The organism is Micromonospora sp. NPDC048930, from assembly GCF_043197935.1.
Classification (GTDB): domain Bacteria; phylum Actinomycetota; class Actinomycetes; order Mycobacteriales; family Micromonosporaceae; genus Micromonospora.
In genome coordinates this window covers 141,465-165,021 of sequence record NZ_JBICUB010000009.1, presented here as the reverse complement: position 1 = coordinate 165,021, position 23,557 = coordinate 141,465, and the positions used below count along the sequence as shown (strand labels likewise).

General features: G+C 73.6%; 20 protein-coding genes. 9 read left to right on the top strand and 11 right to left on the bottom strand.

Translation table 11 applies throughout. The features are described from left to right. Positions 1-239 precede the first annotated feature (239 nt). Both xylB and xylA read right to left on the bottom strand, forming a co-directional pair. Positions 240-1,727, bottom strand: coding sequence for a xylulokinase (gene xylB / locus ACGFI9_RS23795; protein WP_393181044.1), 1,488 nt, complete (start codon positions 1,725-1,727; stop codon positions 240-242). Between the two features lie 11 nt (positions 1,728-1,738). Next, positions 1,739-2,926 carry a xylose isomerase gene (xylA, locus tag ACGFI9_RS23790; RefSeq protein ID WP_393181042.1) on the bottom strand — a complete coding sequence of 396 codons (1,188 nt, stop codon included), beginning with the start codon at positions 2,924-2,926 and terminating at the stop codon, positions 1,739-1,741. Positions 2,927-2,975: 49 nt separating this feature from the next. On the opposite strand from xylA, the gene ACGFI9_RS23785 reads away from it, so the two are divergent. After that, positions 2,976-4,232, top strand: a complete 1,257-nt coding sequence (locus ACGFI9_RS23785; protein ID WP_393181040.1) for an ROK family protein — start codon at positions 2,976-2,978, stop codon at positions 4,230-4,232. Between the two features lie 125 nt (positions 4,233-4,357). Here ACGFI9_RS23785 and ACGFI9_RS23780 read toward each other — a convergent pair whose 3' ends face one another. Continuing rightward, entirely contained in the window at positions 4,358-4,897 is a 540-nt protein-coding gene (locus ACGFI9_RS23780) for a MarR family winged helix-turn-helix transcriptional regulator (protein ID WP_393181038.1), read from the bottom strand. 95 nt (positions 4,898-4,992) lie between these two features. Between ACGFI9_RS23780 and ACGFI9_RS23775 the strand changes: the two genes are divergently transcribed. Continuing rightward, positions 4,993-6,123 carry a PP2C family protein-serine/threonine phosphatase gene (locus ACGFI9_RS23775; protein ID WP_393181036.1) on the top strand — a complete coding sequence of 377 codons (1,131 nt, stop codon included), beginning with the start codon at positions 4,993-4,995 and terminating at the stop codon, positions 6,121-6,123. 8 nt (positions 6,124-6,131) lie between these two features. On the opposite strand, the gene ACGFI9_RS23770 is transcribed toward ACGFI9_RS23775, so the two are convergent. The 7 genes from ACGFI9_RS23770 to ACGFI9_RS23740 all read right to left on the bottom strand — a co-directional run bounded on the left by ACGFI9_RS23770 (position 6,132) and on the right by ACGFI9_RS23740 (position 14,601). Beyond that, a complete protein-coding gene (locus ACGFI9_RS23770) occupies positions 6,132-7,616 on the bottom strand; it encodes a sugar transferase (RefSeq protein ID WP_393181034.1) in 1,485 nt (494 codons plus the stop codon). Positions 7,617-7,829: 213 nt separating this feature from the next. Further along, the gene (locus ACGFI9_RS23765; RefSeq protein ID WP_393181032.1) at positions 7,830-9,587 is read right to left on the bottom strand and encodes a substrate-binding domain-containing protein; all 1,758 of its coding nucleotides are present in this window, start codon (positions 9,585-9,587) and stop codon (positions 7,830-7,832) included. 178 nt (positions 9,588-9,765) lie between these two features. Then, the gene (locus ACGFI9_RS23760) at positions 9,766-10,803 is read right to left on the bottom strand and encodes a lactonase family protein (protein ID WP_393181030.1); all 1,038 of its coding nucleotides are present in this window, start codon (positions 10,801-10,803) and stop codon (positions 9,766-9,768) included. A gap of 89 nt (positions 10,804-10,892) precedes the next feature. Further along, positions 10,893-11,495 (bottom strand): ATP/GTP-binding protein, encoded by a 603-nt coding sequence (locus ACGFI9_RS23755; protein WP_393181028.1) that lies wholly within the window; start codon positions 11,493-11,495, stop codon positions 10,893-10,895. Next, on the bottom strand, positions 11,476-11,865 hold the full coding sequence (locus ACGFI9_RS23750; RefSeq protein ID WP_393181026.1) for a DUF742 domain-containing protein: 390 nt from the start codon (positions 11,863-11,865) through the stop codon (positions 11,476-11,478). The genes ACGFI9_RS23755 and ACGFI9_RS23750 overlap by 20 nt, the downstream gene beginning before the upstream one ends. Continuing rightward, entirely contained in the window at positions 11,855-12,274 is a 420-nt protein-coding gene (locus ACGFI9_RS23745) for a roadblock/LC7 domain-containing protein (protein ID WP_393181025.1), read from the bottom strand. The genes ACGFI9_RS23750 and ACGFI9_RS23745 overlap by 11 nt, the downstream gene beginning before the upstream one ends. Further along, positions 12,274-14,601: a nitrate- and nitrite sensing domain-containing protein gene (locus ACGFI9_RS23740; protein WP_393181023.1), complete on the bottom strand. Its 2,328-nt coding sequence runs from the start codon at positions 14,599-14,601 to the stop codon at positions 12,274-12,276. The genes ACGFI9_RS23745 and ACGFI9_RS23740 overlap by 1 nt, the downstream gene beginning before the upstream one ends. 508 nt (positions 14,602-15,109) lie before the next feature. Here ACGFI9_RS23740 and ACGFI9_RS23735 point away from each other — a divergent pair. The 5 genes from ACGFI9_RS23735 to ACGFI9_RS23715 all read left to right on the top strand — a co-directional run bounded on the left by ACGFI9_RS23735 (position 15,110) and on the right by ACGFI9_RS23715 (position 19,328). Next, positions 15,110-15,703, top strand: coding sequence for a hypothetical protein (locus tag ACGFI9_RS23735; protein WP_393181021.1), 594 nt, complete (start codon positions 15,110-15,112; stop codon positions 15,701-15,703). 13 nt (positions 15,704-15,716) lie between these two features. Then, positions 15,717-16,733 (top strand): hypothetical protein, encoded by a 1,017-nt coding sequence (locus ACGFI9_RS23730; RefSeq protein WP_393181019.1) that lies wholly within the window; start codon positions 15,717-15,719, stop codon positions 16,731-16,733. 138 nt (positions 16,734-16,871) lie between these two features. Continuing rightward, positions 16,872-18,530: a sodium:solute symporter family protein gene (locus ACGFI9_RS23725; RefSeq protein WP_393181017.1), complete on the top strand. Its 1,659-nt coding sequence runs from the start codon at positions 16,872-16,874 to the stop codon at positions 18,528-18,530. A 16-nt stretch (positions 18,531-18,546) separates the two neighbouring features. Further along, entirely contained in the window at positions 18,547-18,867 is a 321-nt protein-coding gene (locus ACGFI9_RS23720) for a hypothetical protein (protein WP_393181015.1), read from the top strand. A 77-nt stretch (positions 18,868-18,944) separates the two neighbouring features. Next, a complete protein-coding gene (locus ACGFI9_RS23715; protein ID WP_393181013.1) occupies positions 18,945-19,328 on the top strand; it encodes a hypothetical protein in 384 nt (127 codons plus the stop codon). A 114-nt stretch (positions 19,329-19,442) separates the two neighbouring features. Here the strand turns inward: ACGFI9_RS23715 and ACGFI9_RS23710 are convergent, their stop codons facing one another. After that, positions 19,443-21,236 carry a glycoside hydrolase family 6 protein gene (locus ACGFI9_RS23710; RefSeq protein ID WP_393181011.1) on the bottom strand — a complete coding sequence of 598 codons (1,794 nt, stop codon included), beginning with the start codon at positions 21,234-21,236 and terminating at the stop codon, positions 19,443-19,445. A 607-nt stretch (positions 21,237-21,843) separates the two neighbouring features. Here ACGFI9_RS23710 and ACGFI9_RS23705 point away from each other — a divergent pair. Then, on the top strand, positions 21,844-22,788 hold the full coding sequence (locus ACGFI9_RS23705; RefSeq protein WP_393181009.1) for a hypothetical protein: 945 nt from the start codon (positions 21,844-21,846) through the stop codon (positions 22,786-22,788). Beyond that, complete coding sequence (locus ACGFI9_RS23700) at positions 22,775-23,497, top strand: class F sortase (RefSeq protein ID WP_393181007.1); 723 nt, start codon at positions 22,775-22,777, stop codon at positions 23,495-23,497. Before ACGFI9_RS23705 ends, ACGFI9_RS23700 begins: the two co-directional genes overlap by 14 nt. Positions 23,498-23,557 lie beyond the last annotated feature (60 nt).

Genomic DNA, 23,557 nt, shown 5'->3' with positions numbered 1-23,557 from the left:
GCTGGACCCGGTCATCCGGCCCCATCCACATCACCTGCCCCGTCCGCTCGCGCTGTGCCGGCTGCACGGGCCGCGCCGCCTCGTCAGCCGGGAGCGACGCCGCAAACGGTAGTTGTCGATAGGTGCCCAGTTCGGACAAGTTCGATAACGACGAGGTAACGCAGACGAGGGCGGCCGGTGGGCGGGAACCCACCGGCCGCACGCCGGGCCTCTGCGATTGTCGATACGGTCCGGCTGGCTCAGCCCGCTTCGCGCTCGATGATCAGATCGCGGGCCCGGGCGTAACGCGCGCGGACGGCCGGAACCGACCCTGCCCCGTCGGCGTCTCCGCCGCCCGCCCAGCCGCCGTCCACCCCGTACGCCTCGGTGTCGGCGATCGTCCACGACGGTGGCTCCGCGCCGCCGAGGGCGACCCAGGCGGCCTGGCGGGCCGCACCGTCCGCGACGTACTCCCCGGGCGGCGGGACCACGACGGGCCGCCCGAAGACCTGCGGCGCGATCCGCCGCACGGCGGCGGAGCGGGCCCCGCCACCGACCAGGATGATCCGCTCGGCCCGCGCGCCCTGCGCGAGGAGCGCGTCCAGGCCGTCGGCGAGGGCGCAGAGCATCCCCTCGACAGCGGCCCGGGCCAGGTGGGCCGGGGTCGAGGTGCCCAGGGTGAGCCCGTGCAGCGCGCCGGTCGCGGTGGGCCGGTCGGGGGTCCGCTCCCCCTCCAGGTACGGGACCATGACCAGCCCGTCGGCGCCGGGCGGGGCCTGCAGGGCCAGCGCGCTCAGCCCGTCGAGGTCGACCCCGAGCAGGGTCGCGGCGGCGTCCAGCACCCGGGCCGCGTTGAGCGTGCAGACCAGCGGCAGGAACCGCCCGGTGGCGTCGGCGAAGCCGGCCACCGCGCCGCTCGGGTCGGCGGCGGGCGCGTCGGCGACGGCGAAGACCGTGCCGGAGGTGCCGATCGAGACGACCACGTCGCCCGGGCCGGCGCCGACGCCGAGCGCGGCGGCGGCGTTGTCCCCGGTGCCGGGGCCGAGCAGGACCGGCCCGGATGCGGTGCCGGATCCCGGCAGCACCGTCGGGTCCAACTGCCCGGCCACCTCGGACGGGCCGAGTACGACCGGCACCCGGACCCGCCGCCCGAGGGCCTTCTCCAGCAGGTCGAGGCGGTACGCGCCGGTCCGCGGCGACCAGTAGCCGGTGCCGCTGGCGTCGCCCCGGTCGGTCCGCAGCGCGTCCAGGCCGGGTGCCCCGGCGAGCCGCCAGGTGAGCCAGTCGTGCGGCAGGCAGACCGCCGCCACCCGCGCCGCGTTCGCCGGCTCGTGCCGGGCCAGCCAGCGCAGCTTGGTGGCGGTGAAGCTGGCCACCGGCACCGCCCCGGTCGCCTCGGCCCAGAAGCGGCGGCCCGCCTCCCCGCCGCCGGCCTCGGCGACCAGTTCGTGTGCGGCGTCGGCGGAACGGGTGTCGTTCCACAGCAGCGCCGGGCGGACCACCTGTCCGGCCTCGTCGAGGCAGACCATGCCGTGCTGCTGCCCGGCGACCGAGACGGCGGCCACGTCGGCCAGCCCGCCGGCCTCCGCGACGGCCGCGCGCAGGGCGTCCCACCAGGCGTGCGGGTCGACCTCGGTGCCCTCCGGGTGCGGCGCGCGGCCCTGCCGGACCAGCGCGCCGGTCTCCGCGTCCCGGACGACCACCTTGCAGGACTGGGTGGACGAGTCGACCCCGGCGACGAGCGGCATCGCGGCCCGCCTCAGCGCGCGCCGAGCAGGTGCTCGACGGCGAGCTGGTTGAGCCGGACGAAGCCGAAGCCCTTCGCGCCGGCCGCGTCCGGGTCGAAGTCCTCGAACGCGGTGCGGTCGGCGAGCAGTTCGGCGTAGCCCTCGCCGGGGTTCAGCGTCGGGGTGGCCAGCTCGGTGACCTTGCTGGCGGCGAGCGCCTCGGCCACCTCCGGGTCGGCCCGGAACGCCGCGACCCGCTCCTTGAGCAGCAGGTACGTGCGCATGTTCGCCGCCGCCGACGCCCACACCCCGGCGATGTCCTCGGTGCGCGAGGGCTTGTAGTCGAAGTGCCGCGGCCCGTCGTACGCGGGACCGCCGTTGGGGCCGCCGTGCTCCAGCAGGTCGACCAGGGCGAACGCGTTGAGCAGGTCGCCGTGGCCGAAGACCAGGTCCTGGTCGTACTTGATGCCGCGCTGGCCGTTCAGGTCGATGTGGAAGAGCTTGCCCTGCCAGAGCGCCTGGGCGATGCCGTGCATGAAGTTCAGTCCGGCCATCTGCTCGTGGCCGACCTCCGGGTTGAGGCCGACCAGCTCCGGGCGGGCCAGGGTGGAGATGAAGGCCAGCGCGTGCCCGACGGTGGGCAGCAGGATGTCGCCGCGCGGCTCGTTCGGCTTCGGCTCGAGAGCGAAGCGCAGGTCGTAGCCCTGGTCCACGACGTACTGGCAGAGCAGGTCGACCGCCTCGCGGTAGCGGTCCAGCGCGGCGCGGACGTCCTTGGCCACGTCGTACTCGGCGCCCTCCCGGCCGCCCCACATCACGAAGGTGCGGGCGCCCAGCTCGGCGGCGAGGTCGACGTTGCGCAGGACCTTGCGCAGCGCGTACCGGCGCACGTCCCGGTCGTTGCTGGTGAAGCCGCCGTCCTTGAAGACGGGGTGCTTGAAGAGGTTGGTGGTGACCATGGGCACGACCAGGCCGGTCTCGTCGAGGGCCTTGCGGAACCGGGTCAGGTGGGCGTCGCGGGTGGCGGCGTCCGCGCCGAAGGGCACCAGGTCGTCGTCGTGGAAGGTGATGCCGTACGCGCCGAGCTCGGCGAGCCGGTGGACCGCCTCCACGGCGTCCAGCTCGGGTCGGGTGGCGTCCCCGAACGGGTCGACGGCCTGCCAGCCCACGGTCCAGAGACCGAAGGAGAACTTGTCGGCGGGGGTGGGACGGGGTGCCATGGCAGACCTCCGGTGGTGTCGTCCGCAATTTGTTCAGTGGTTGAATTAAATGGCGGCGATGTGGCAGTGTCAAGGGGTGACCAGCACCAGCATCGGGGCGGTCCGGCAGGGCAGCCTCCGCGAACTCAACCTCGCGGTGGTGCTCCGGCGGATCGCCGCCGCCGACCGACCGCCCTCCCGGGCCGACCTGGCCGCCGCGACCGGACTGACCCGGGCCACGGTCTCCGCCGTGGTGGACGACCTGATCGCCGGCCGGCTGGTGGCCGAGGCGGAGCCCGCCCCGCGTACCGGGGCCGGGCGGCCGGCCCGGGGCCTGGTCCTGGCGGCCGACGGCCCGGCCGGGCTCGGGCTGGAGGTGAACGTCGACTACCTGGCCGCCTGCGTGGTCGACCTGACCGGCACGGTCCGCCACCATCTGGTGCGCCGGGCCGACCTGCGTCCGGTCTCCCCCGCCGACGCCCTGGACCGGCTCGCCGCGCTCGCCGCCGAGGCCCGCGCCGCGGCCGTACGCGAGGGCCTGACCCTGGCCGGCGCGACGCTCGCGGTGCCCGGCCTGGTCGGGGACGGCGGCCTGGTGCGGCTGGCGCCGAACCTCGGCTGGCGGGACGTGGACGTGCCCGCGCTGCTCGCCGGCCACCCGCTGGCGGAACCGGTGGCGGGCATCCCGCCGCTGGTGGTGGACAACGAGGCCAACCTGGCCGCCCTCGGCGAGCTGCACGCCGGCCCGCCCGGGTCGGCCAGCTTCCTGCACGTCTCCGGGGAGATCGGCATCGGCGCCGGGATCGTGCTCGACGGGGTGCTGTACCGGGGCGCCCGCGGCTGGAGCGGCGAGATCGGGCACCTTCCGGTCGACCCGCGGGGCCGGCCCTGCCGCTGCGGCGGCCAGGGCTGCCTGGAACGGTACGCGGGCCAGGAGGCCATCCTCGCCGCCGCCGGCCTGGCCGGCGCGGAACTGCCCGCCGACACCGCCGCCACCCGGCTGGCCGACCTGGCCGGGGCCGGCGACCCCGCCGCGCTGACCGCCCTCGCCGACGCCGGCACCGCCCTCGGGATCGCCGTGGCGGGCGTGGTGAACCTGCTGGATCTGGACACCGTGGTGCTCGGCGGCGGATACGCCCCGCTCGCCCCGTGGCTCTCCCCGCCGGTGGTGGCGGAGGTCTCCCGCCGGGTGCTCACCGCGGCCTGGTCACCGGTCACCGTCCGCCCGGCGGCGCTCGGCGCGCAGTCCGCGGCGGTCGGTGGGGCCGCCTCGGTGGTACGGCGCATCGTCGACCGGCCGGTCGGCTGGCTGGCCCGGTCCGGCTGAACCCGTTGAGCTTCGCGGGAGTGGCGGCCGTGATCGCTGGCGGCTCAGCAGGTCGACACGCCGAAGAAGACCGCAGCCTGGGCACCAACGATCATGGTACGGCCGGTGGCGGCACGCGCCTGAGTTCAGGCGGTGCGGGCGGCCGGCGGCTCCTCCGTGGCCGCCTCTCCGGTCGTCGCCGCGATCTCCTCCAGGCCGGCGATCCCCTCGCCGGACTGCGGCAGCGCCGCCCAGCTCTCCGCGGCGGCGGCCTCGCTCCGGCGCGCCACCTCGTCGAACTCGTGCATGCCCCGCAGCAGTGCCGCGCGCCCCTCCGGGCTCATCCCGGCCAGGATCCGGTCCAGCCGGTCCCGCCGGTCGGCCCGCAGCTCGGCCAGGAGCCGGGTCGCCGCCGGGGTGAGGTGCAGGGAGATCTCCCGGCGGTCGTACCGGCCCGGCTCGCGCTCCAGCATCCCGGCCGCCACCAGCCGGTCACAGAGCCGGCTGGCCGAGGAGAGCAGCATGTCGGTCAGGGTGGCGAGGCGGCGGAGGTTGATCCCGTCGTACTGCTCCACGACCATGACCGCGCGTAACTGGGCGCCCGAGAGCCGGCTCGTCGTCCGCTCCCGGGCCGCCTCCCAGACAGCCAGCAGGGTGCCCGCCGTCTCGTCCAGTGCGGCGGCCATACTCGCTTCAGGTCCGTGCGGACCGAGTTCTTGGGCCATGGTGCGCCCGAGACTACCCGCCGTACCCGGCCGACGACCTGTGCAAAGGAGCAAAGATGAGCGGACCGGAGGATCGGGCGCGCCGGACCATCTCCGAGGCGCCGGCGGACCTGCTGCTCGACCGGCTCGGCGCCGAGCTGGAACGGTCGTACGCAATCACCCGCACCGAGCTCTACCAGGTCGACTACCGGTTGTCGGTGCTGCTGCCGCTGCACGACGCCGAGCCGATCAGCGGTCCGGGGCATCCCGCCTGGCGCTGCTTCGACCACCAGGAGCCGATCGTCACGGAGGGCACCGGCTGGTTCCCGGTCGGGATGCGCGGGGAGCGGCGCGGGGTGCTCCGGGTCTCGCCCGTGCCGGACGACCCGGCCGCCCTCCGCGAGCTGGACGCCATCGCCACCGCGCTCGGTCACGAGCTGTCCGCCGTGATGGCCAGCACCGACGTTTATCTGACCGCCCGGCGCAGCCGCCGGTTGACGCTGGCCGCCGAGATGCAGTGGGAGCTGCTGCCCGGCCGCAGCCGGATCCGGCCCTCGTTCAGCCTGGCCGGCCAGTTGGAGCCCGCGTACGCGGTGCGCGGCGACGGCTTCGACTGGTCCGACAACGGCCACCGGCTCTGGCTCTCGGTGATCAACGGCTCCGGCGAGGGGGTGGCCGCGTCGATGCTCACCTCGCTGGCCACCCACGCGCTGCGCAACGCCCGCCGGGCCGAGCTGGGGCTGGCCGACCAGGCCGCCCTGGCCGACCAGGCGATCTACGCGCTGCACCGGGGCGGGCAGCACCTCTCCGTACTGCTGCTGGAGCTGCACCTGGCGTCCGGGACGATGACCGTGGTCGACGCCGGCTCGCCCCGCCTGGTGCGGCTGCGTGACGGTGAGGTGAGCGAGCAGGTCCTGGAGAAGCAGTTCCCGCTCGGCATGTTCGAGGGCACGGACTACCAGGAGCAGCAGTTCCAGCTGCGCCGCGGGGACCGGCTCTTCGTGGTCAGCGACGGGGTCATCGACGCGACCGGCGGCCAGATCCGGTACGGCGAGACCGCGCTGGACCGTTTCCTGCGGCGCACCGGGCCGATGGAGCCGCTGGACGCGGTCCGCTCGCTGATCGGGGACCTGCGGGCCTTCGTCGCCGGGGACCTGGTCGACGACGCGGTGGTGGTCTGCCTGGACTGGCTGGGCCCGCAGCCCTGACCCGGCGGTCAGTACGCGCCGCGGCCGCGCAGCACCGCGCCGAACGTCTTCCAGAGGATGGTCAGGTCGGCGGCGAGCGACCAGTTCTCCACGTAGTACAGGTCGAGCCGGATGCCGTCCTCCCAGCTCAGGTCGGACCGGCCGCTGACCTGCCAGAGGCCGGTCATGCCGGGCTTGACCAGGAGGCGGCGGGCGACGTCGCCGTCGTACCGGGCCACCTCGGTGGGCAGCGGCGGGCGGGGACCGACCAGGCTCATCTGGCCGAGCAGCACGTTCGCCAGCTGCGGCAGCTCGTCCAGGGACCACTTGCGCAGCAGCCGGCCGACCCGGGTCACCCGCGGGTCGTCGCGCATCTTGAACATCAGGCCGTCGGTCTCGTTGCGCGCGGCCAGGTCGGCCAGGAGCGCGTCGGCGTTCACGACCATGGTGCGGAACTTGAAGACGCCGAACTCCCGGCCGCCCTGGCCGACCCGGACCTGGCGGAACAGCACCGGCCCCCGGCTGCCCAGCTTGATGGCGAGCGCGATCACCACCAGGACCGGCAGCAGCAGGAGCAGCGCCACCAGCGACACCGACCGGTCCACCAGTCCCTTGACCAGCTTCCGGCCGCCCCGGAACTCGGGCGCCTCGACGTGGATCAGCGGCAGCCCGGCGACCGGGCGGGTGTGGATGCGCGGGCCGGCGACGTCGGTCAGCGCCGGGGCCACCACGAGGTCGACGCCGGTGCCCTCCAGCTGCCAGCCGAGCCGGCGCAGCCGGGTCGCCGTCAGCTCGCCCGAGGCGGTGACCGCCACGGTGTCCGCGCCGATGGCGGTGGCCGCCTCGGGGATGCCGCGGAACGAGCCGACCACCGGCACGTCGCCCAGCCGCTGCGGCACCGGCGCGAGCAGCGCGTCCGGGATGCAGGCGCCGACCACCTGGTAGCCGGCGTACGGCTCGCGGTGCAGGGTGTGCACCAGCTCCAGCACGTGCGCGGTGTCGCCCACCACCAGCACCTTGCGGGACCAGCCGGCGCCCTGGTAGCGGGCCCGGTGCAGCCGCTTGCGGGCGGCGAACCGGGCCACCTCCAGACCGATGGTGCCCGCCGCGAAGGAGATGGCCAGGAAGCCCCGGGAGACCCCGACGTCGGCGATGTACCCGGCGATGGCGATGCCGCCGGCCAGCCGCAGGCTCGCCGAGCCGACCCGGCGGTACTCGTCGGCGCCGTAGCCGAGCACCCGGTCGTCGTAGCAGCGCATCGCCCGCAGCGAGACCAGCCAGGCCAGCAGCAGGCCGGGCGCCACCACCGCGTACGGGATCTCCGAGCCGACCGGTTCCTCCTCGCCGAAGCGGCCGACGTACCCGATCAGGACGGCCGTGGCCAGGACGGCGGTGTCCAGCACCGCGAGGACGCGGACGTACGCGCGCTCCGCGGCCCGCGTCGCCGGGGCGGGACCGTGGTCTCCCGGACCGGTCGCCATGCGGGCGGGGGTCAACAGCGTCGCGGACGTCACCGGCCCTCCCCACCTCGCGCAGGACGGCCCCGCACCGCCCGGCCCCGCTGGCGAGCCGGCGACTCGGAGCACCCGGACATCATGCCTCGGTAATTATGGACGCCGATTGCTTCCGACGTATTGCCGTCACATTCTCGGCGTCCGGACGGCCCGAAAAGCGTTCCGCCGTACCGGGTTTCCCGATACGGCGGAACGTTTGGACTGACTGACGAATCAGCGAGGGGCCGGCGGTCGCAGGGCGATCGCCTGGAGGAAGATCTCGCCGATCTTGGTGGGGTCGATGGTGACGAAGGTCCGTCCGCCGGTGATCGCGGTGATCGGGTCGAGCTCCGCCTTGCTGACGTCGTTACCGATACCGATGATGATCAGCTGCACCGGCTGCTCGGGGTCCCGGATCTTCTTGAGCTGGTCGATCAACTGCTTCTGGGAGATGCCGTTGTCGTCGTCGTTCTTGCCGTCGGTGAAGAGCACGATCGAGTTGACCTTGCCCGGCTCCCAGTCCTGCTGGACCGTCTTGTACGCGGCCAGCAGCGTGTCGAAGAGGCCGGTGTTGCCGCTCGACGGCCTGATCGAGGCCAGGCCCTGCTGCAGCGCCCGCCGGTTGCCGGACAGCGGCCTGATCGGCACGAGCTGCCGGTAGTCCTGGGAACCCTGGAGATTGGTGGAGAAGGTCCACAGGCCGATCGACCAGGAGTCGTCGAAGAGCGACAGGCCCTGGGTGGCGGCGGCCACGGTGACCTGCTCCCGGGTGGCGCCGTTGGCCGTGGCCACCTTCTGCTTCATCGAGCCGGAGACGTCGATGACGCTGAGCATGCGGCCGGACTGGGTAGCCACCGACCAGAAGCTGGTGGCCTGCTGGATGGCGACCGGGTCCAGGTCGGCCGCGCCGCCCTGGCCGGTCGGCGGGACGGCGCTCCCGCCGCCGTTGGCCGGGCTCGGCGCGCCCTGCGGGGCCTTGAACCCCTGACCCCAGTTGCCGTCCGGCGCGCGCAGCGACTGCGCGGCCAGCCGGTTCTTGAAGCCCGGGGTGGTCAGCACCTCGAAGAGCACCTTGGCGGCCGACGCCTTGGCCGGCTCGATCCCGGGCAGCACCGCGAACGGGTAGTCCAGCGGCATCGGCGACGGCTCGAGGTAGAGCGCGGCCAGCGGGATCGGCGGCTTGGTGCTGTTGTAGGCGATCACGTCCTCCTCGGAGAGCGCCGCCGCGCCCAGCCCGTTGGCGATGGCCGTCGGGTCGGACGAGCGCGGGAAGCGCGCGAGGAGGTCCTGCCGCAGCGAGGAGCGGTTGGTCGCCAGCGCCCGCAGCGCGCCGACCATCGCCTCACTCGCCTTCGGGTCGCCCGGCGGGTTGCCGGTGGAGTTGGCCGCGGCGGTGAGCGAGAGCAGCCCGGACAGGGCGGCCGCGTCCTGGGTCGGCTCGACGATGCCGGCACGCAGCGGCTTGTCGCTGGTGACCTGCCGCAGCAGGTCGGCCCAGCCGAGCTTCTTGTCCGGCCAGCCGAAGCGGGTGGCCACCGGCTCCGGCACCGCGACCACGACCGGGCTGCGGGCGATCGAGGACCCGTTGGCCGGAGCGAAGGCGGTGGCCCCGCCGGACTTGAGACGGAGCAGCCAGCTGGACGAGTCCGGCACCCAGACGTCCGGGGTCACCGCGGTGCCGCTGGCCTGGCCGACGCCGGCGAGCGTGGCACCGTGCTTGCTCGCCACCGCCGCGGCCACGTCGACCGACTCGGCGGAGGTGACGTTGACCGCGATGCAGGTGCCGCCGACCGCCGCCCCGTCGGAGACCCACTGGTCGGCCGCCCCCTTGATGGCGGGGGCGATCTCCGGGGCCGCCGCGAGCGACAGCTGGATCTTCCCGGAGCAGGACGGACCCGCCAGCTGCTGGTAGCCGAACCAGGAGCCGGCTACGACGAGGACGAGGGCGGTGGCCGCCGCGGCGGCACCTGCCCCACGGAGGCTTGAACGCATGCGATGGCGGCCAGACACGGTGACCATCTTGCGTATCTCGTGGGGTTACTGCCACGTCCGTTCGGACGAAAGTTACGCAGGAGAAACAGTTGATCACGTAAATATTACGTTGAGTGATCAATCAGTCATCAGACGTGATCGCGCTCCACAGAAGACAGCGCGGGACGCCACTGATCCGTTACAGCCGGACACAGGTCGGGCTCGCCACCGGCACCGGCTCCCCCACCGGCGCCGGCACCCCGGTGGCGGCATCCACCCGGAAGATCCGGATCATGTCGGCCCGTTCGTCGGCCACGTACAGGTGCGGGCCGGTCAGGGCGAAGTGCCGCGGCCACTCCCCGCCGGTGTCGACCTCGGCCACCAGCTCGGGCCGGTCCCCCGCCACCGCGAAGACCGCCACCGTGCCCACCCCGCGGTTGCCGACGTAGAGGAACCGCCCGTCCGGGCCGAGCGCGATTTCGGAGGGCTGGACGTGCCCGACCCGCTCGCTGGCGTCCACCCGGGCCCGCTGGTGCAGCGCGCCGTCGGCGGTCAGCTCGTACCCGGTGACCGTCGCGTCCAGCTCGCCGACCAACCAGCAGCGCCGCCCGTCCGGGTGCCGGGCCAGGTGCCGGGGGCCGGTGCCGGCCGGCGTCCGCAGCCGCGGGGCCCGGGGCACCAGCCGACCGGAGGCGGCGTCGAGGTCGTACCGGTAGACCGAGTCGGTGCCCAGGTCGACGGCGAGCAGCGGACCGCCGTCCGGGTCGGGCGAGACCATGTGGCAGTGCGCCTGCTCCTGCCGCTGCGGGTCGGCGCCGTGCCCCTCGTGCCGGACCAGGTCGCTGCGCTCCCCGGGGACACCCTCGGCGTCGAGCGGGAAGACGGCCACGCTGCCGCCGCCGTAGTTCGCCACCACGAGATGCCGCCCGTCCGGGACGACCGCCAGGTGGCACGGCTCGGCCCCGCCCGTGGGACGGACGGCGAGCGGCGCCAGGTCGCCGTCCGGGGCCGTCCGGAAGGCGCTGACCTGGCCCTCGGCGCCCTCGTTGACCGCGTACAGCACGGGCAGCGTCGGGTGCCGGACCAGGAACGACGGCGACGGGGTGACCGCCACCGTGCCGAGCGGGGTCAGCTCGCCGGAAGCCGGGTCGCGGCGCGCGGCGACAATGCCCTCGGCCCGCCCGCCCATCTCCGCCGTGTACCCGCCGATGTGGACGATCGTGTCCTGCCCGGTCACCGGTCCCACCTTCCGCCGCCTCCTGCGTCGATCCAACCAGAGGCTTCCCCGGGAGCCGGCCGGTTAGCCGTCATTTCCCGGACCGTTTGTCAGCCCACCGGCACCGGTTCGCCGCGCTGCCGGGCGACGTGCTCGACCAGCGAGATCAGCACGAGCTTCCCGGACTGCCGGTCGCGGGCGTCGCAGAGCACCAGCGGCACCTCCGGGTCCAGGTCCAGCGCGTCGCGGACCGCCTCCAGGCTGAACCGGCGGGCCTCGTCGAAGCAGTTGACCCCCACCACGAAGGGGATGCCGCGCTGCTCGAAGTAGTCGATGGAGGGGAAGCAGTCGGCCAGCCGCCGGGTGTCCGCGAGCACCACCGCGCCGAGCGCGCCGAACGCCAACTCGTCCCAGAGGAACCAGAACCGGTCCTGGCCCGGCGTACCGAAGAGGTAGACCTGGAGGTCGTCGTTGATGGTGATCCGGCCGAAGTCCATCGCCACCGTGGTGGTCGACTTCTCCTCCACCCCGGAGATGTCGTCGGTGCCGATCCCGGCCCCGGTCAGCACCTCCTCGGTCTGCAACGGCCGGACCTCGCTCAACGCGCTCACCAGCGTCGTCTTGCCGGCCCCGAACCCGCCGGCGATGAGGATCTTCAGGGCCAGCGGGACGCGCGGGGCGCTCACCTGCCGGTCAAAGCGCACGGAGTCCATTGACCACCGCCTTGAGGATGTTGTCGTCGGGCAGATACGCGGCGGTCGGCGGCCGGTGCACCGCGACGAGCCCACGGGCGACGAGGTCGCCGAGCAGCACCCGGACCACACCGACGGCGAGGTCCAGGTCGGCGGCGAGGTCGGCCACGGCGACCGGACGCCGGGCCAGCTCGACCAGGCGGCGGTGCTCCGGCTGGAGACCGGGCTGGCCGGTCGCGTCGGCCGCCGGTGCGGCCAGCACGAACGCCACCAGGTCGAAACCCTCGACCGGCGGTCGCACCCGGCCGCCGGTGAGGGTGTACGGGCGAACGACCGGCCCGGCCGCGCCGTCCAGCCACTCGTGCTGCGGGCCCGGCGACTCAGCCCGCATCGTCGGCCCCCGGCGTACGGGCCGGGGCGCTCAGGTTCTCGCCGACCCGGATCACCAGCATCGCCATCTCGTACGCCACCAGGCCGATGTCGGCGTCGGCGTCGCTCACCACCGCCAGGCAGGCCCCCTGCCCGGCGGCCGTCACGAAGAGGTACGCGGACTCCATCTCCACCACCGTCTGGCGGACCGCGCCGCCGTTGACGTGCCGGGTGGCCCCCTTGGCCAGGCTGGAGAAGCCGGAGGCCAGGGCACAGAGGTGCTCCGCGTCGTCCTGGCCCAGCTCGGCGGAGGCGCCGAGCAGCAGCCCGTCCGCCGACAGCACCACCGCCTGGCGGGCGGCCGGCACCCGCTCCACCAGGTCGTCGAGCAACCAGTCGAGATCGGCGTTCTGCCGCGTCGTGTGCACCACTAGGCGTCCCTCTCACTTGCATTCGGAGGCTCCGGGGCCGGCGCCGGCGCCGGCGGGGTGGGCTCGGTGCCCCGGTCGGGGGCCGGGGCGGTGGGGTCGGCGGCGGCGCGGGCGCCGTCCCGGCGGCCCCGGGCGGTGCCGGCCTGGAGAGCGGACATGGCCTGGCGTGCCTCCTCCGGCGAGCGCGGCGCGGGGGTGTCCGCGGCCGCCGGCCGGGGGCGGTTGACCGGTCCGCGCCGACGGACCCGGCGCGGCAGCCCGTCGTCGTCGGCGGGGGCCTCCACGGCGGAGGTTCGGCCCGCCGGCAGCGGCACCACCGCCGACTCGGGGCGTTCCCGGCCGGGCCGGGTGGTACGTGTCCGGGGCACCGTGGCCAGCCGGGTCACCTTGGCCATCCGCCGGTCGTCGGCGGGCGCCGTCCCCGCGCCGGGGACGGGCGCCAGGGCCGGCTCCTTGGTGATCAGGTCGGCCGGCAGGAGCACCGCGGCGGTGGTCCCGGCCGGGGTGGCCACCCGCAGCTCGACCCGGACGCCGTGCCGGGCGGCGAGCCGGGCGACGACGAAGTGACCCAGCCGGGCGCTGTCGGACGGGTCGAACTCCGGCGACCGGGACAGCTTGCGGTTGGCGTCCGCCAGGGCCTGCGGCGACATGCCCAGCCCGTGGTCGGTGATCTCGATCGTGTACCCGCCGGGCACGCTCCGCCCGGTGACGTCCACCCGGCTGCCCGGCGGGGAGAAGGCGGTGGCGTTCTCGATCAGCTCGGCGAGCAGGTGGATGACGTCGCCGACGGCCCGGCCGAGCACCCCGGCCGGCTGCACGTCCCCCACGTCCACCCGGTCGTACGACTCCACCTCGGAGATCGCGCCGCGGACCACGTCGACGGCGGCGACCGGGTTGCGCCAGCCCCGGCCGGGGGCGGCACCGGCGAGGATGACCAGGTCCTCGGCGTGCCGCCGGAGCCGGGTGGCCAGGTGGTCGACCTGGAAGAGCCCGGCCAGTTCGTCCGGGTCCTCGGTCCGCCGCTCCAGCCGGTCCAGCAGGGCCAGCTGCCGGTGCACCAGCCCCTGGCTGCGCCGGGCGATGTTGAGGAAGACCTCGTTCAGCCCGCGCCGGAGGGTGACCTCGTCCACGGCGGACTGCAGGGCCGTCCGGCGTACCTCGTTGAAGGCCCGCCCGACCTCGCCGATCTCGTCGCCGCCGTGGTCCAGCTCGGGCGCCTCCCGGCTGACGTCCACCTCCTCGCCGCGCCGCAGCCGGGCGACCACGTCGGGCAGCCGGTGCTCGGCCATCTCCAGCGCGGCGCTGCGCACCCCGGTGAGGCGGTGGGCCAGCGAACGGCCGACCCGCAACGCGATCAGCACGCAGATCACGATGGCGAGCAGGCCGAGCACGCCGGCGGCGGCGAGCCGGACCAGGATGCCCACCGCCATCGGCACGGACCGCTCGGCGAGCCCGTCGGCGCCGCGCAGCTCGAAGTCGCGCAGCCCCTGCCAGGCCCCGGACTGGCTGGTCTCCCAGGCCCGTACGTCCAGCTGGGCGGGCAGGTCACGGCTGCGGATAAGGGTGTCCTGGAGGGCGCGCAGCCGGACGAAGTCCTGCCCCTCGCTGAGCCGCTGGTACGCCGCCCGTTCCGCCGCGGGCAGGTCGGCCACCGCGTTCTCGGCCAGGAACCGCTGGTTCTCGATGGTGCGGACGAGCTGTTCGTGCTCGCCCTCGGCGTACCGGCCGGCGGTGATCGCGCCGGCGAGCAGGGCGTCGGCCTGGCCGAGCAGCTCCCGGGACCGGCCCAGCGCGGTGAGCGCCAACGCCTCCCGGTTGAGCTGGGTGTCGGGCAGGTTGGCCATCGCGGCGAACGCCTGGAAGGCAGAATTGATCATTCCGCTGTAGAGGCCGATCGCCCCGGCCCGGTCCACCTTGCGGGCGTCGATGAAGCCGCGGCCGGCGGGCAGCGCATCGAGCGCGGAGACCAACTGGTCGAGGCGGGCGTCGAGCAGGTCGTCGGCGGCGTCGCGCAGGTCGTCCCCGTTGACCCGGCGGCGCAGCTCGGCGACGGCCCGGTCGGTACGGGCCCGCTGCTCGGCGAGGGCCGGGAGGGCGGTGTCCCCGGCGAGCTGGACGACCGAGAGCCGGCGCTCCCGTTGCAGCTCGGCGACCACCGTCTCGCCGGGACGGCCGAGGTCGTAGAGGTAGGTGCGCGCGGCGAGCAGGTCGAGGGCCGGCCCGAAGGTCAGCGTGGTGGCGAAGATCCAGAGCGCCAGCAGCGCGGTCACCGGACCGATGACCAGCGCGGTCAGCTTGGCGCGGATCGGCCAGTCACGGGTGTTCATGAGACCTCGCCCGGAAGGTGTCGCAGGGGTGGCGCCGGCACGGGGCCGGAAGCTGCCCGGCCACGACGCCGGGCCCCGGCTCGGGCGCCTTGGGCAGGATACGTAATCACCGGCGGATGCACTACCGGCCGTCTCGCCCGGCGCTACCGTCCGAGACGGTCCGCTGTGGACGCCGTTCGACGGCAGCGCCCCGCCGGAACAGGCCGGATGGGCGGCCGCGTCCGCGCGGGACCCGCGTCCACCGGCGCCGCCCGGCCGTCCACCTGGCACGGCGGCGGACCGCCGTGCTGGTGGGCGCCCCACCTGGCCGTCCCCGCGCGGAGCGCGTCGGTCGGCCGGCAGCATCCCCATCTTCTGGAACAGCTCAAGTTCCGGCACCGAGCCGGCCGGTGGCCCCGCTCCGCCACGCGGCCGGCAGGGTTCGGGCCCGGAATCGCCGACGGAAAGTTGCCGGATCGGGATTGGCGATCACGAAACGGAGGGAATACCAGGCGGCGAAGGAGGAGCCATGTCGTCCACGCAGGTAGTCGTCACAGTCATCGTCGTCCTCGTCCTCGCGGCGCTGGCCGCGGTCGCCGTCGTGGCCGGCCGCCGGCGGGCCCTCAGGCAGCGGTTCGGCCCGGAGTACGACCGGGTCGTCGCCGAGCAGGACAGCCGGAGCGCGGCCGAGCGGGAGCTGCGCGAGCGGGAGCGCCGCCACGCCGAGCTGGCGCTCACCCCACTGAGCCCGGAGTCCCGGGCCCGGTACGCCGCAGCCTGGGAGGAGCTCCAGGTCCGCTTCGTCGACTCCCCCGCCGAGACGGTGGGCGACGCCGACGAGCTGGTCAGCCGGCTGATCGCCGAGCGTGGGTACCCCGCCGGCGACTTCTCCGAACAGGCCGCCCACCTCTCCGTCGAGCACGCGCGCACCCTGGGCCACTACCGGGACGCCCACGAGATCCGGCTGCGCAACGAGCGCGGCGAGGCCGGCACGGAGGACCTCCGGCAGGCGCTCGTGCACTACCGGGCTCTCTTCGCCGACCTGCTCGGCGAGGACCCGGTCGGCCCGCGGCCGCCGGAACAGCGCCACCCCGACCACGAGCACGACGTCACGAGCCGCTGAGGAGGCCGCCGCCATGCGCCAGGAAGAGCAGCAGATCAGCCAGGACCACCCGGAGGCCGTCCGGTCCGAGCCGGTGCCGGTCCGCCCGCCCGGTGACCCCGGCGACGAGGACGGCCACCGGCGCGACCGGGCTGCCCGGGCCGACGTGCCCGAGGACGCGCTGGACGACCGGGGCACCTTCGACGACCCGACGGTGGCCGGCGAGCGCGCCGACGAGCGCCACGCCGACACCGCGGACGAAACGGACACGCGGTCGGACGAGACCCGGGCGTACGACGCCCGGGACACCCGGGACGCGGAGGCCGCGGACGCCGACGGGGACCGCCGGCCGCCGTACCACGATCCGGCGCCGCTGCCGACGGTGTTCGGGGCGACCACGGTGGGCGACGCGGTGGCCGCCTCCGCGATGGCCAGCGGCCGTCCCGAGGACGAGCGCGATGCGCGCGGCGAGGACACCGCCGTGCCCGGCGACGGCGCCCCCGGGCGGACCGACGCGTTCGACGACGAGCGGGCCGACCCGACGGCCGGCGACCGGCTGCACGACCCGGACCGCTGGGAGGCCGAGCACTCCGGCTCGGCGCGCGACGACGCGCCGGAGGCGGCCGCGGCCGGGTACGGCAGCGCGGAGCCGAAGATGGTCGACCCGGACACCAGCACCGCCGCGGCCGGCGCCGGCGTGCTCGGCGCCGCAGGCGCGGCCGGTGCGCGGGACGCGGCGCTGGCCGGGGCCGCCCGGCCCACCCCCGGCGGGGTGCCCGCCGACGCCGCGACGCTGTTCGCGCCGGAGGCCGCGCAGGGCTTCCGGGACCGCTGGCGGGAGGTGCAGCTGCGGTTCGTGGACGACCCGAAGGCCGCGGTCGGCGAGGCGCAGTCGCTGGTCGACGAGGCGATGGAGGCGCTCTCCGCCGCGCTGCGGGAGCAGAAGCGCAAGCTGGGCGGCTGGCAGGAGTCCGGCTCGGCCGACACCGAGCAGCTGCGGGTGGCGGTACGCGGCTACCGCGACTTCCTGGACCGGGTCCTGGGCCGCTGAGCCCCGCCCCACCACGGAGCCCCGGCCGGTCCACCGGCCGGGACTCCGGCATGTGGGGCGGATCGCACAACAGGCATGAAATTTCGCAATTGGGGGTACCTGCGGGCGCGGCACCGCGCCACGGAGGGGAGCTACGGCATGGGTGACGGCCTACGGTTGAACATGAACGCCCTGGACTACGTGATCCTGGCGCTCTACTTCGTCACGGTGCTGGGGGTCGGCTTCGCCGCCCGCCGGGCGATCCGCACCAGCGTCGACTTCTTCCTCTCCGGCCGGTCCCTGCCCGCGTGGGTGACCGGCCTGGCGTTCGTCTCGGCCAACCTGGGCGCGCTGGAGATCATCGGCATGGCCGCCAACGGCGCCCAGTACGGCGCGATGACGGTCCACTACTACTGGATCGGCGCCGTGCCGGCGATGGTCTTCCTCGGCATCGTGATGATGCCCTTCTACTACGGCTCCAAGGTCCGCAGCGTCCCCGAGTACCTGCGGCTGCGCTTCAACCGCCCGACCCACCTGCTGAACGCGATCAGCTTCGCGCTCGCCCAGGTGCTCATCGCCGGGGTGAACCTGTACGCGCTGGCGCTGGTGATGCAGGCCCTGCTCGGCTGGCCGCTCTGGCTGGCGATCGTGGTCGGCGCGTTCATCGTGCTGGCGTACATCACCGTCGGCGGCCTCTCCGGGGCGATCTACAACGAGGTGCTCCAGTTCTTCGTGATCCTCGCCGGGCTGATCCCGATCACCGTGCTCGGCCTGGTCAAGGTCGGCGGCGTGGCCGGCCTGATGGACGCGGTCAGGGGCTCCAGGCTCGGCGAGGCGGGCCTGCACGCCTGGCAGGGCACCGGCAGCACGGACAACCCGCTCGGCGCGCACTGGCTGGGCATCGTCTTCGGCCTCGGCTTCGTGCTCTCCTTCGGCTACTGGACCACCAACTTCGCCGAGGTGCAGCGCGCCCTGTCCGCGCGCAACATGAGCGCCGCCCGGCGTACGCCGATCATCGCGGCGTACCCGAAGCTGCTGATCCCGCTGGTCACCGTGATCCCCGGCCTGGTCGCGCTGGTGACCGTGCAGGGGCTGGGCGCCGAGAAGGGTGACCTGGTCTACAACAACGCCATCCCGCTGCTCATGCGCGACCTGCTCCCGAACGGGGTGCTCGGCATCGCGGTGACCGGCCTGCTGGCCTCGTTCATGGCCGGCATGGCGGCCAACGTCAGCGGTTTCAACACCGTGTTCACGTACGACATCTGGCAGGCGTACCTCAGGCGGGACCGGTCGGACGAGTACTACGTGAAGGTCGGCCGGATCGCCACCGTCGTCGGCGTGCTGGTCGGCATCGGCACCGCCTTCATCGCGGCCGGCTTCAGCAACATCATGAACTACATCCAGGCGCTGTTCTCGCTGTTCAACGCCCCGCTCTTCGCCACCTTCATCATCGGCATGTTCTGGAAGCGGATGTCCGCGCTGGCCGGCTTCTGGTCGCTGCTGCTGGGCACCCTGGCCGCCCTCTTCACCTATCTGGGCTACAAGTTCTTCGGGTGGTTCCACTTCCACTCCGACCTGGAGGAGAGCTTCTGGGGCGCCGGCATCGCCTTCGTCACGGTGGCGGTGGTCGCCCTGATCGTCACCCCGCTGACCCGCCCGAAACGCGACCACGAGTTGGAGGGGCTGGTCTACGGCATGGCCGACACCACGCTGGCCGACGACTCGCTGGCCGGGGACGCCGCCTGGTACCGCTCGCCGGTGCTGCTCGGCGTGGTCGCCGTGATCCTCGCCGCCCTCTTCTACCTCCCGGTCTTCTGAGAAAGGGACGCACGCCATGGCAGACAACCCCGGCCGCCACCACCGGCGCGAGGCGCACGACCCGCTGGTCGAGGAGACCGAGGCCGAGGAGGCCCGCTCCGCGGCGGCCCGGCTCTTCGACATCCGCCGGGTCATCGGCGGGCTGTTCGTCGCGTACGGGTTGATCGTCGGCCTGATCGGGCTCTTCGACTCGGCGGCGGAGATCGACAAGGCGCAGGGCGTCCGGATCAACCTCTGGGCCGGCCTGGTCATGCTCGTCTTCGGGCTGGCGATGCTGGGCTGGCAGTGGGTCCGACCCAACCGACCGCCCGAGCCGCAGCAGGGCGACGAGCGCTGATCCGACCGGCCGCGGCATGCCCCGGCTCGCACGGGGTACCCCAGGTGGATCACGGAACGGGACAGGAGGGCAGCAGCATGACGGATCGTGACCGTAACCGCCAGCGACCGCTGGAGGAGACCCCCGAGGTGGCCGCGGCGGTGGACGACGACAGCACGGTGCCGCAGCTGCGCAGCGGCGGCACCGACCCGGACAATCCGGTCTTCACCGAGCCCGACGGCGCGGTGCCCGACACCGGCATCCCGGACATCCTGGGTGACCCGTACGCGGCCGGCACCGGGGCGACCGGCACCGGCACCGGGGCCGGCGGGGACAACATCCGCACCGGCGCCGAGCAGCCGTGGGAGCCGGAGGACCTGGTGATGGCCCGCGGCCAGGACCTCACCCCGGAGAACCTGGAACGGGCCCGCCGCGACCTGGCCGAGCTGGGCCGAGCGGCGATCGAGAAGACGGTCCCCTGACGCGGTACGCCGGACGGCCGGGGGCCCCTGGTCGACGTGGGCGTCGACCAGGGGCCCGGGGAACCCGCGCGGCGGTGCCTCACTCCCGCCGCCGCGGGTGGGCCGGCCGCCGGATCAGGAGAGCGGCGGGTAGGCGTTCTGCATGAGCTCCTGGAACTGGGCCGGGAACCAGGCGCCGGAGATCGGCGCGTTCGGCAGGGCGCCGGTCAGATTGTTGCCGTTGCGGGCGTTGCCGGTGTAGGTCGGGTCGCACATCCGGTCGAAGCCCTTGCCCTCGTCGTTCGGGATCTCGGTGCTGGAGCCGTCCGACTCGCCCGGGGGCTTCACCCAGACGTACGCGTCGATGCCCGGCTCCGGGTTCGCCCGGGGCCGCTCGCCGAGACCGGCCCCCGCCTGGTTGCACCAGTTGCCGGCGTGGATCCGGCGGTCGATGCGGCCACCGTTGACGTAGGTGTCGACGCTGGTCGTCGCGCCCGGGCCGGTGGGCCGGGCGGTGCCGCCCCAGCCGTTGCGGGAGGTGTCGATCAGCATGCCGATGTTGCTCTCGAAGCCGATCGAGACCAGCTTGTTGCGGAACGCCTGGGCGAACGAGAGCTCGTCGACGTACTGGTTCCAGTCGATCCACTTGGACTGCCGCACGCTGGTGCCGTTCACCGTGTCGGTGATCTTGATGTACGGCTCCTTCAGGGCCGAGTAGTTCGCCGTGTTGACGATGAACCCGGTGACGTTTCGCACGGTGCTGCCGGAGGCGGTCGCCGCGGTCTTCAGCATGTCCGCGGTCGGGCCGAAGTTGCTGTCCCAGCCGATCCAGCCGTGGTGCGCCGCGTCGATGTAGTTGTAGACGTTGCCGATCGCGCCGAGCTTCGCCAGGGCGTAGCCGACCCCGTTCACGTACGCGCCGTTGGCCTTGACCGTGTCGCACATCGCGGTGCCGCCCGCGTTGCCGGAGGTGTTGGTCACCAGGTTGGGCAGCGAGTCGATCTCGATGATGTTGATGATCCGCAGGCTGGCGTACTTCGGGTCGGCCTGGATCGCGGCGATCGGGTCGATGTACTCGGACTTGTAGCGGGGCAGCTCGTCCGGACCCAGCTCACCGTTCGAGGCCAGCGCGGCGCAGTCCCGGCCGGGCAGGTTGTAGATGACGAACTGGATGTAGCCGGCCCCCTGGGCGAGCGCGGCGTCCAGGTGGTCCCGCACCCCCATCGAGCCGTTGGAGCTGCTGTTCGGGGTGCCGTTGATGGCGGCGATCCGGTCCAGCCAGACCGCGGTCGGGTTGTTGGACACCCGGTTGCCACCGGCCACCGACTCGGCCTTGGCCTTCCACTCCGGGTTCACATACCCCCTGACCCCGGCGTACGGGTTGTCCACGCGCTGCCCGGGCGGCGGGGTGGTCGGCGGCGGCGTGGTGGGCGGGGGCGTCGTCGGCGGCGGGGTGGTCGGCGGCGGCGTGGTGCTGGGCGGCGGCGTGGTGGGCGTCGTGCCGCCGTTGCAGACCGTGCCGTTCAGGGTGAACGAGGTCGGCTTCGGGTTGCTGCCGCTCCACGCGCCGTTGAAGCCGATGGTGGTGCTGGCGCCGCTGGCGAGCGTGCCGTTCCAGGACTCGTTGGCCGCGGTGACGTTCTGGCCGCTCTGCGACCACTTCGCGGACCAGCCGGAGACGACCTTCTGCGAGCTGTTCGGGAAGGTGAAGCCGAGGTTCCAGGAGCTGAGCGGGTCACCGAGGTTCCTGATGGTCACGGTGGCGGTGAAACCACCCTGCCAGTCGCTGGTGACGTAGTCCACGCTGCACTGGGTCGCGGCCTGCGCCGCGGTGACCGGGAGGGTCACCAGCCCGCCGGCGACCAGGACGCCGGCGCCGGTCAGCGCGAGCGTCCGGCTCCGGCCGGACAGCCTTCTCCACAGATTCATGCCACTGATCTCCTTGGGCGAGACCGGATCCGCGTACGGCCCGGCGAGATGGCCCGCGGGACGTCCTCGGGGACGGCCGTCGGCGCCACGGGTGTCTTCGGGGGTGCCCGACCCGGACGGGCGTGGTGGTGGTGAACGGCGACCGGCGACCGCCGGCCGACTCTCGGACGCCGTCCGGTCGACCCGGCTGCCCTCGACGCCTGAGTTCGCGGTGTGGCTCCCCGAACCGCGTGCAGCGATTCTTGCATGGGAGCGCTTCCATCGCAACGACTCGATGCGGCTCGGCCCCGAAACAGCCTGGCGACGGGCGAAACGGATAGGGCGGCGCCGAACCGACAGCGCGCGCCGGTCCGCCGCTTGGGGCACGGCTCGCCCAGGCCAGCCCAGGTTCGCCCGCAAGAGCCCGGTGCGGCACAGCCGGTGAGAGGCGAGGCGGCACGCGCAGTAAAAGCCACGTAGCACCCCTAAGCCGCCAACCGTCAGCAAACTCCAATACGCGAATCTTTCCTCGGATAAGGCGTGAAAAGGTCTAACGTCGGGCGTAGCTCGACCGACGTCGAGCTCAGGACAAACAGGGATGGGAGTGACGCTGGTCATGGGAACGAAGATGTTCAGGAGGCTCGTCGCGGGCGCTGCTCTCGGCGGGGCGTCCCTGCTGCTGTTCTCACCCGGAACGGCAAACGCGGCCGTGGACGGCGCGTACGCGGGCAACGTCGTAGCCAAGCCGCAGGTCAGTCTTCTTGACGTCTGCCCTGGGGACCACGGGGACTGGGACCACAAGGACTGGGACCGCAAGGACTGGGACCAGAAGGACTCGGACTACAAGGACTGGGACTACAAGGACTCGGACCGCAAGGACCACGAGGGCAAGGACGCGGACCACGGCCCCGACGGCAAGGACCAGCACGGCCGCGACGACAAGGGCAAGGACGACCACGGCAAGGACGACCACGGCAAGGACGGCAAGGACGACAAGTCCGACCACGGCGACTACCAGCAGCAGTACGGCGGCGGCCGGCCGCCGGGTCCGGGCGGCGCGGGCGGTGGCATGGTCGCCGCCGACCAGCCGGACCAGGGCGACTGGAAGGACCCGAAGGACTCCGACAAGAAGGACGACAAGTCGGGGTACGGCAGCGACTGGCAGGGCCACGACGAGTACGGCCAGGACGCGGAGTCCGACTACGGCCAGAAGGACGACAAGAACAAGAAGGACGAGGACAAGAAGGACGAGAAGTCCGAGCACGGCGACTGGAGCGGCCGCGACGACCACGGCAAGGACGACAAGTCCGACCACGGCGACTGGAGCAGCCGCGACGACCACGGCAAGGACGGCAAGGACGACCACGGCAAGGACGACTGGAAGGACCGGGACGACAAGGACCACGACCGGAAGGACTGCGTGCCGCGTGGTCACGTCGACGGCGGTGACGGCGGCATGACCACCACCAGCCTCGACCGCGGCCTGGCCACCGGCGGGGCGGGCGTGATCGGCGCCGCCGCCCTGGGCGGCATCTTCCTGCTGCGTCGGCGTCGGGCCGATGACCTGGTCTGACGAGACGGCGACACCGGCCGGCGGCCGTCACGGGAAACCGTGGCGTGCCGCCGGCACGGTCCTCGTCGTCCTCCTCGCCATGCTGGGCTCGGGCATGATCGGGGCGTCCTTGCGGACCACGCCACCGCCCCGACCGCCCCAGCCCGTCGCCCAGGCCGGGATCTCCAGTTCGACTTCCTCCACCCCACCCACCGCCGATCAGGCGTCCGCCGACGGGGACACGGCAGCCCCGGACCCGGCACCCACCGCGCTGCCCCGGTCGATCCCGACGACCATCTCGATCCCCCGGATCGGGGTGCACGCGGAGATCATGTCTCTCGGACTGCAGCCCGACGGCAGCATCCAGGTGCCCCCGCTGAGCGAGGCCATGAAGGCGGGCTGGTACTCGCTGGGGGCCAGCCCGGGCGAGGTCGGCAACGCGGTCATCGTCGGCCACGTCGATTCGGCCGCGCTCGGTCCGGCGGTCTTCTTCAACCTCGGCGCGCTCCAGCCGGGCGACACCATCAGCGTCAGCCGGCAGGACGGGTCGACCGCGACCTTCGCCGTCGACGAGGTGAAGTCGTACCCGAAGACGGCCTTCCCCACCGAGTTGGTCTACGGCCCCAGCGACAAGCCGGGCCTGCGGGTGGTCACCTGCGGCGGGGACTTCGACCAGAACGCCCACAGCTATCTCAACAACATCATCGTCCTGGCCAGCATGACGGCGTGAAGGACGACGAACGGGCGCGGCCCGGTGGTCGGTCACCCGACCACCGGGCCGCGCCGGTGT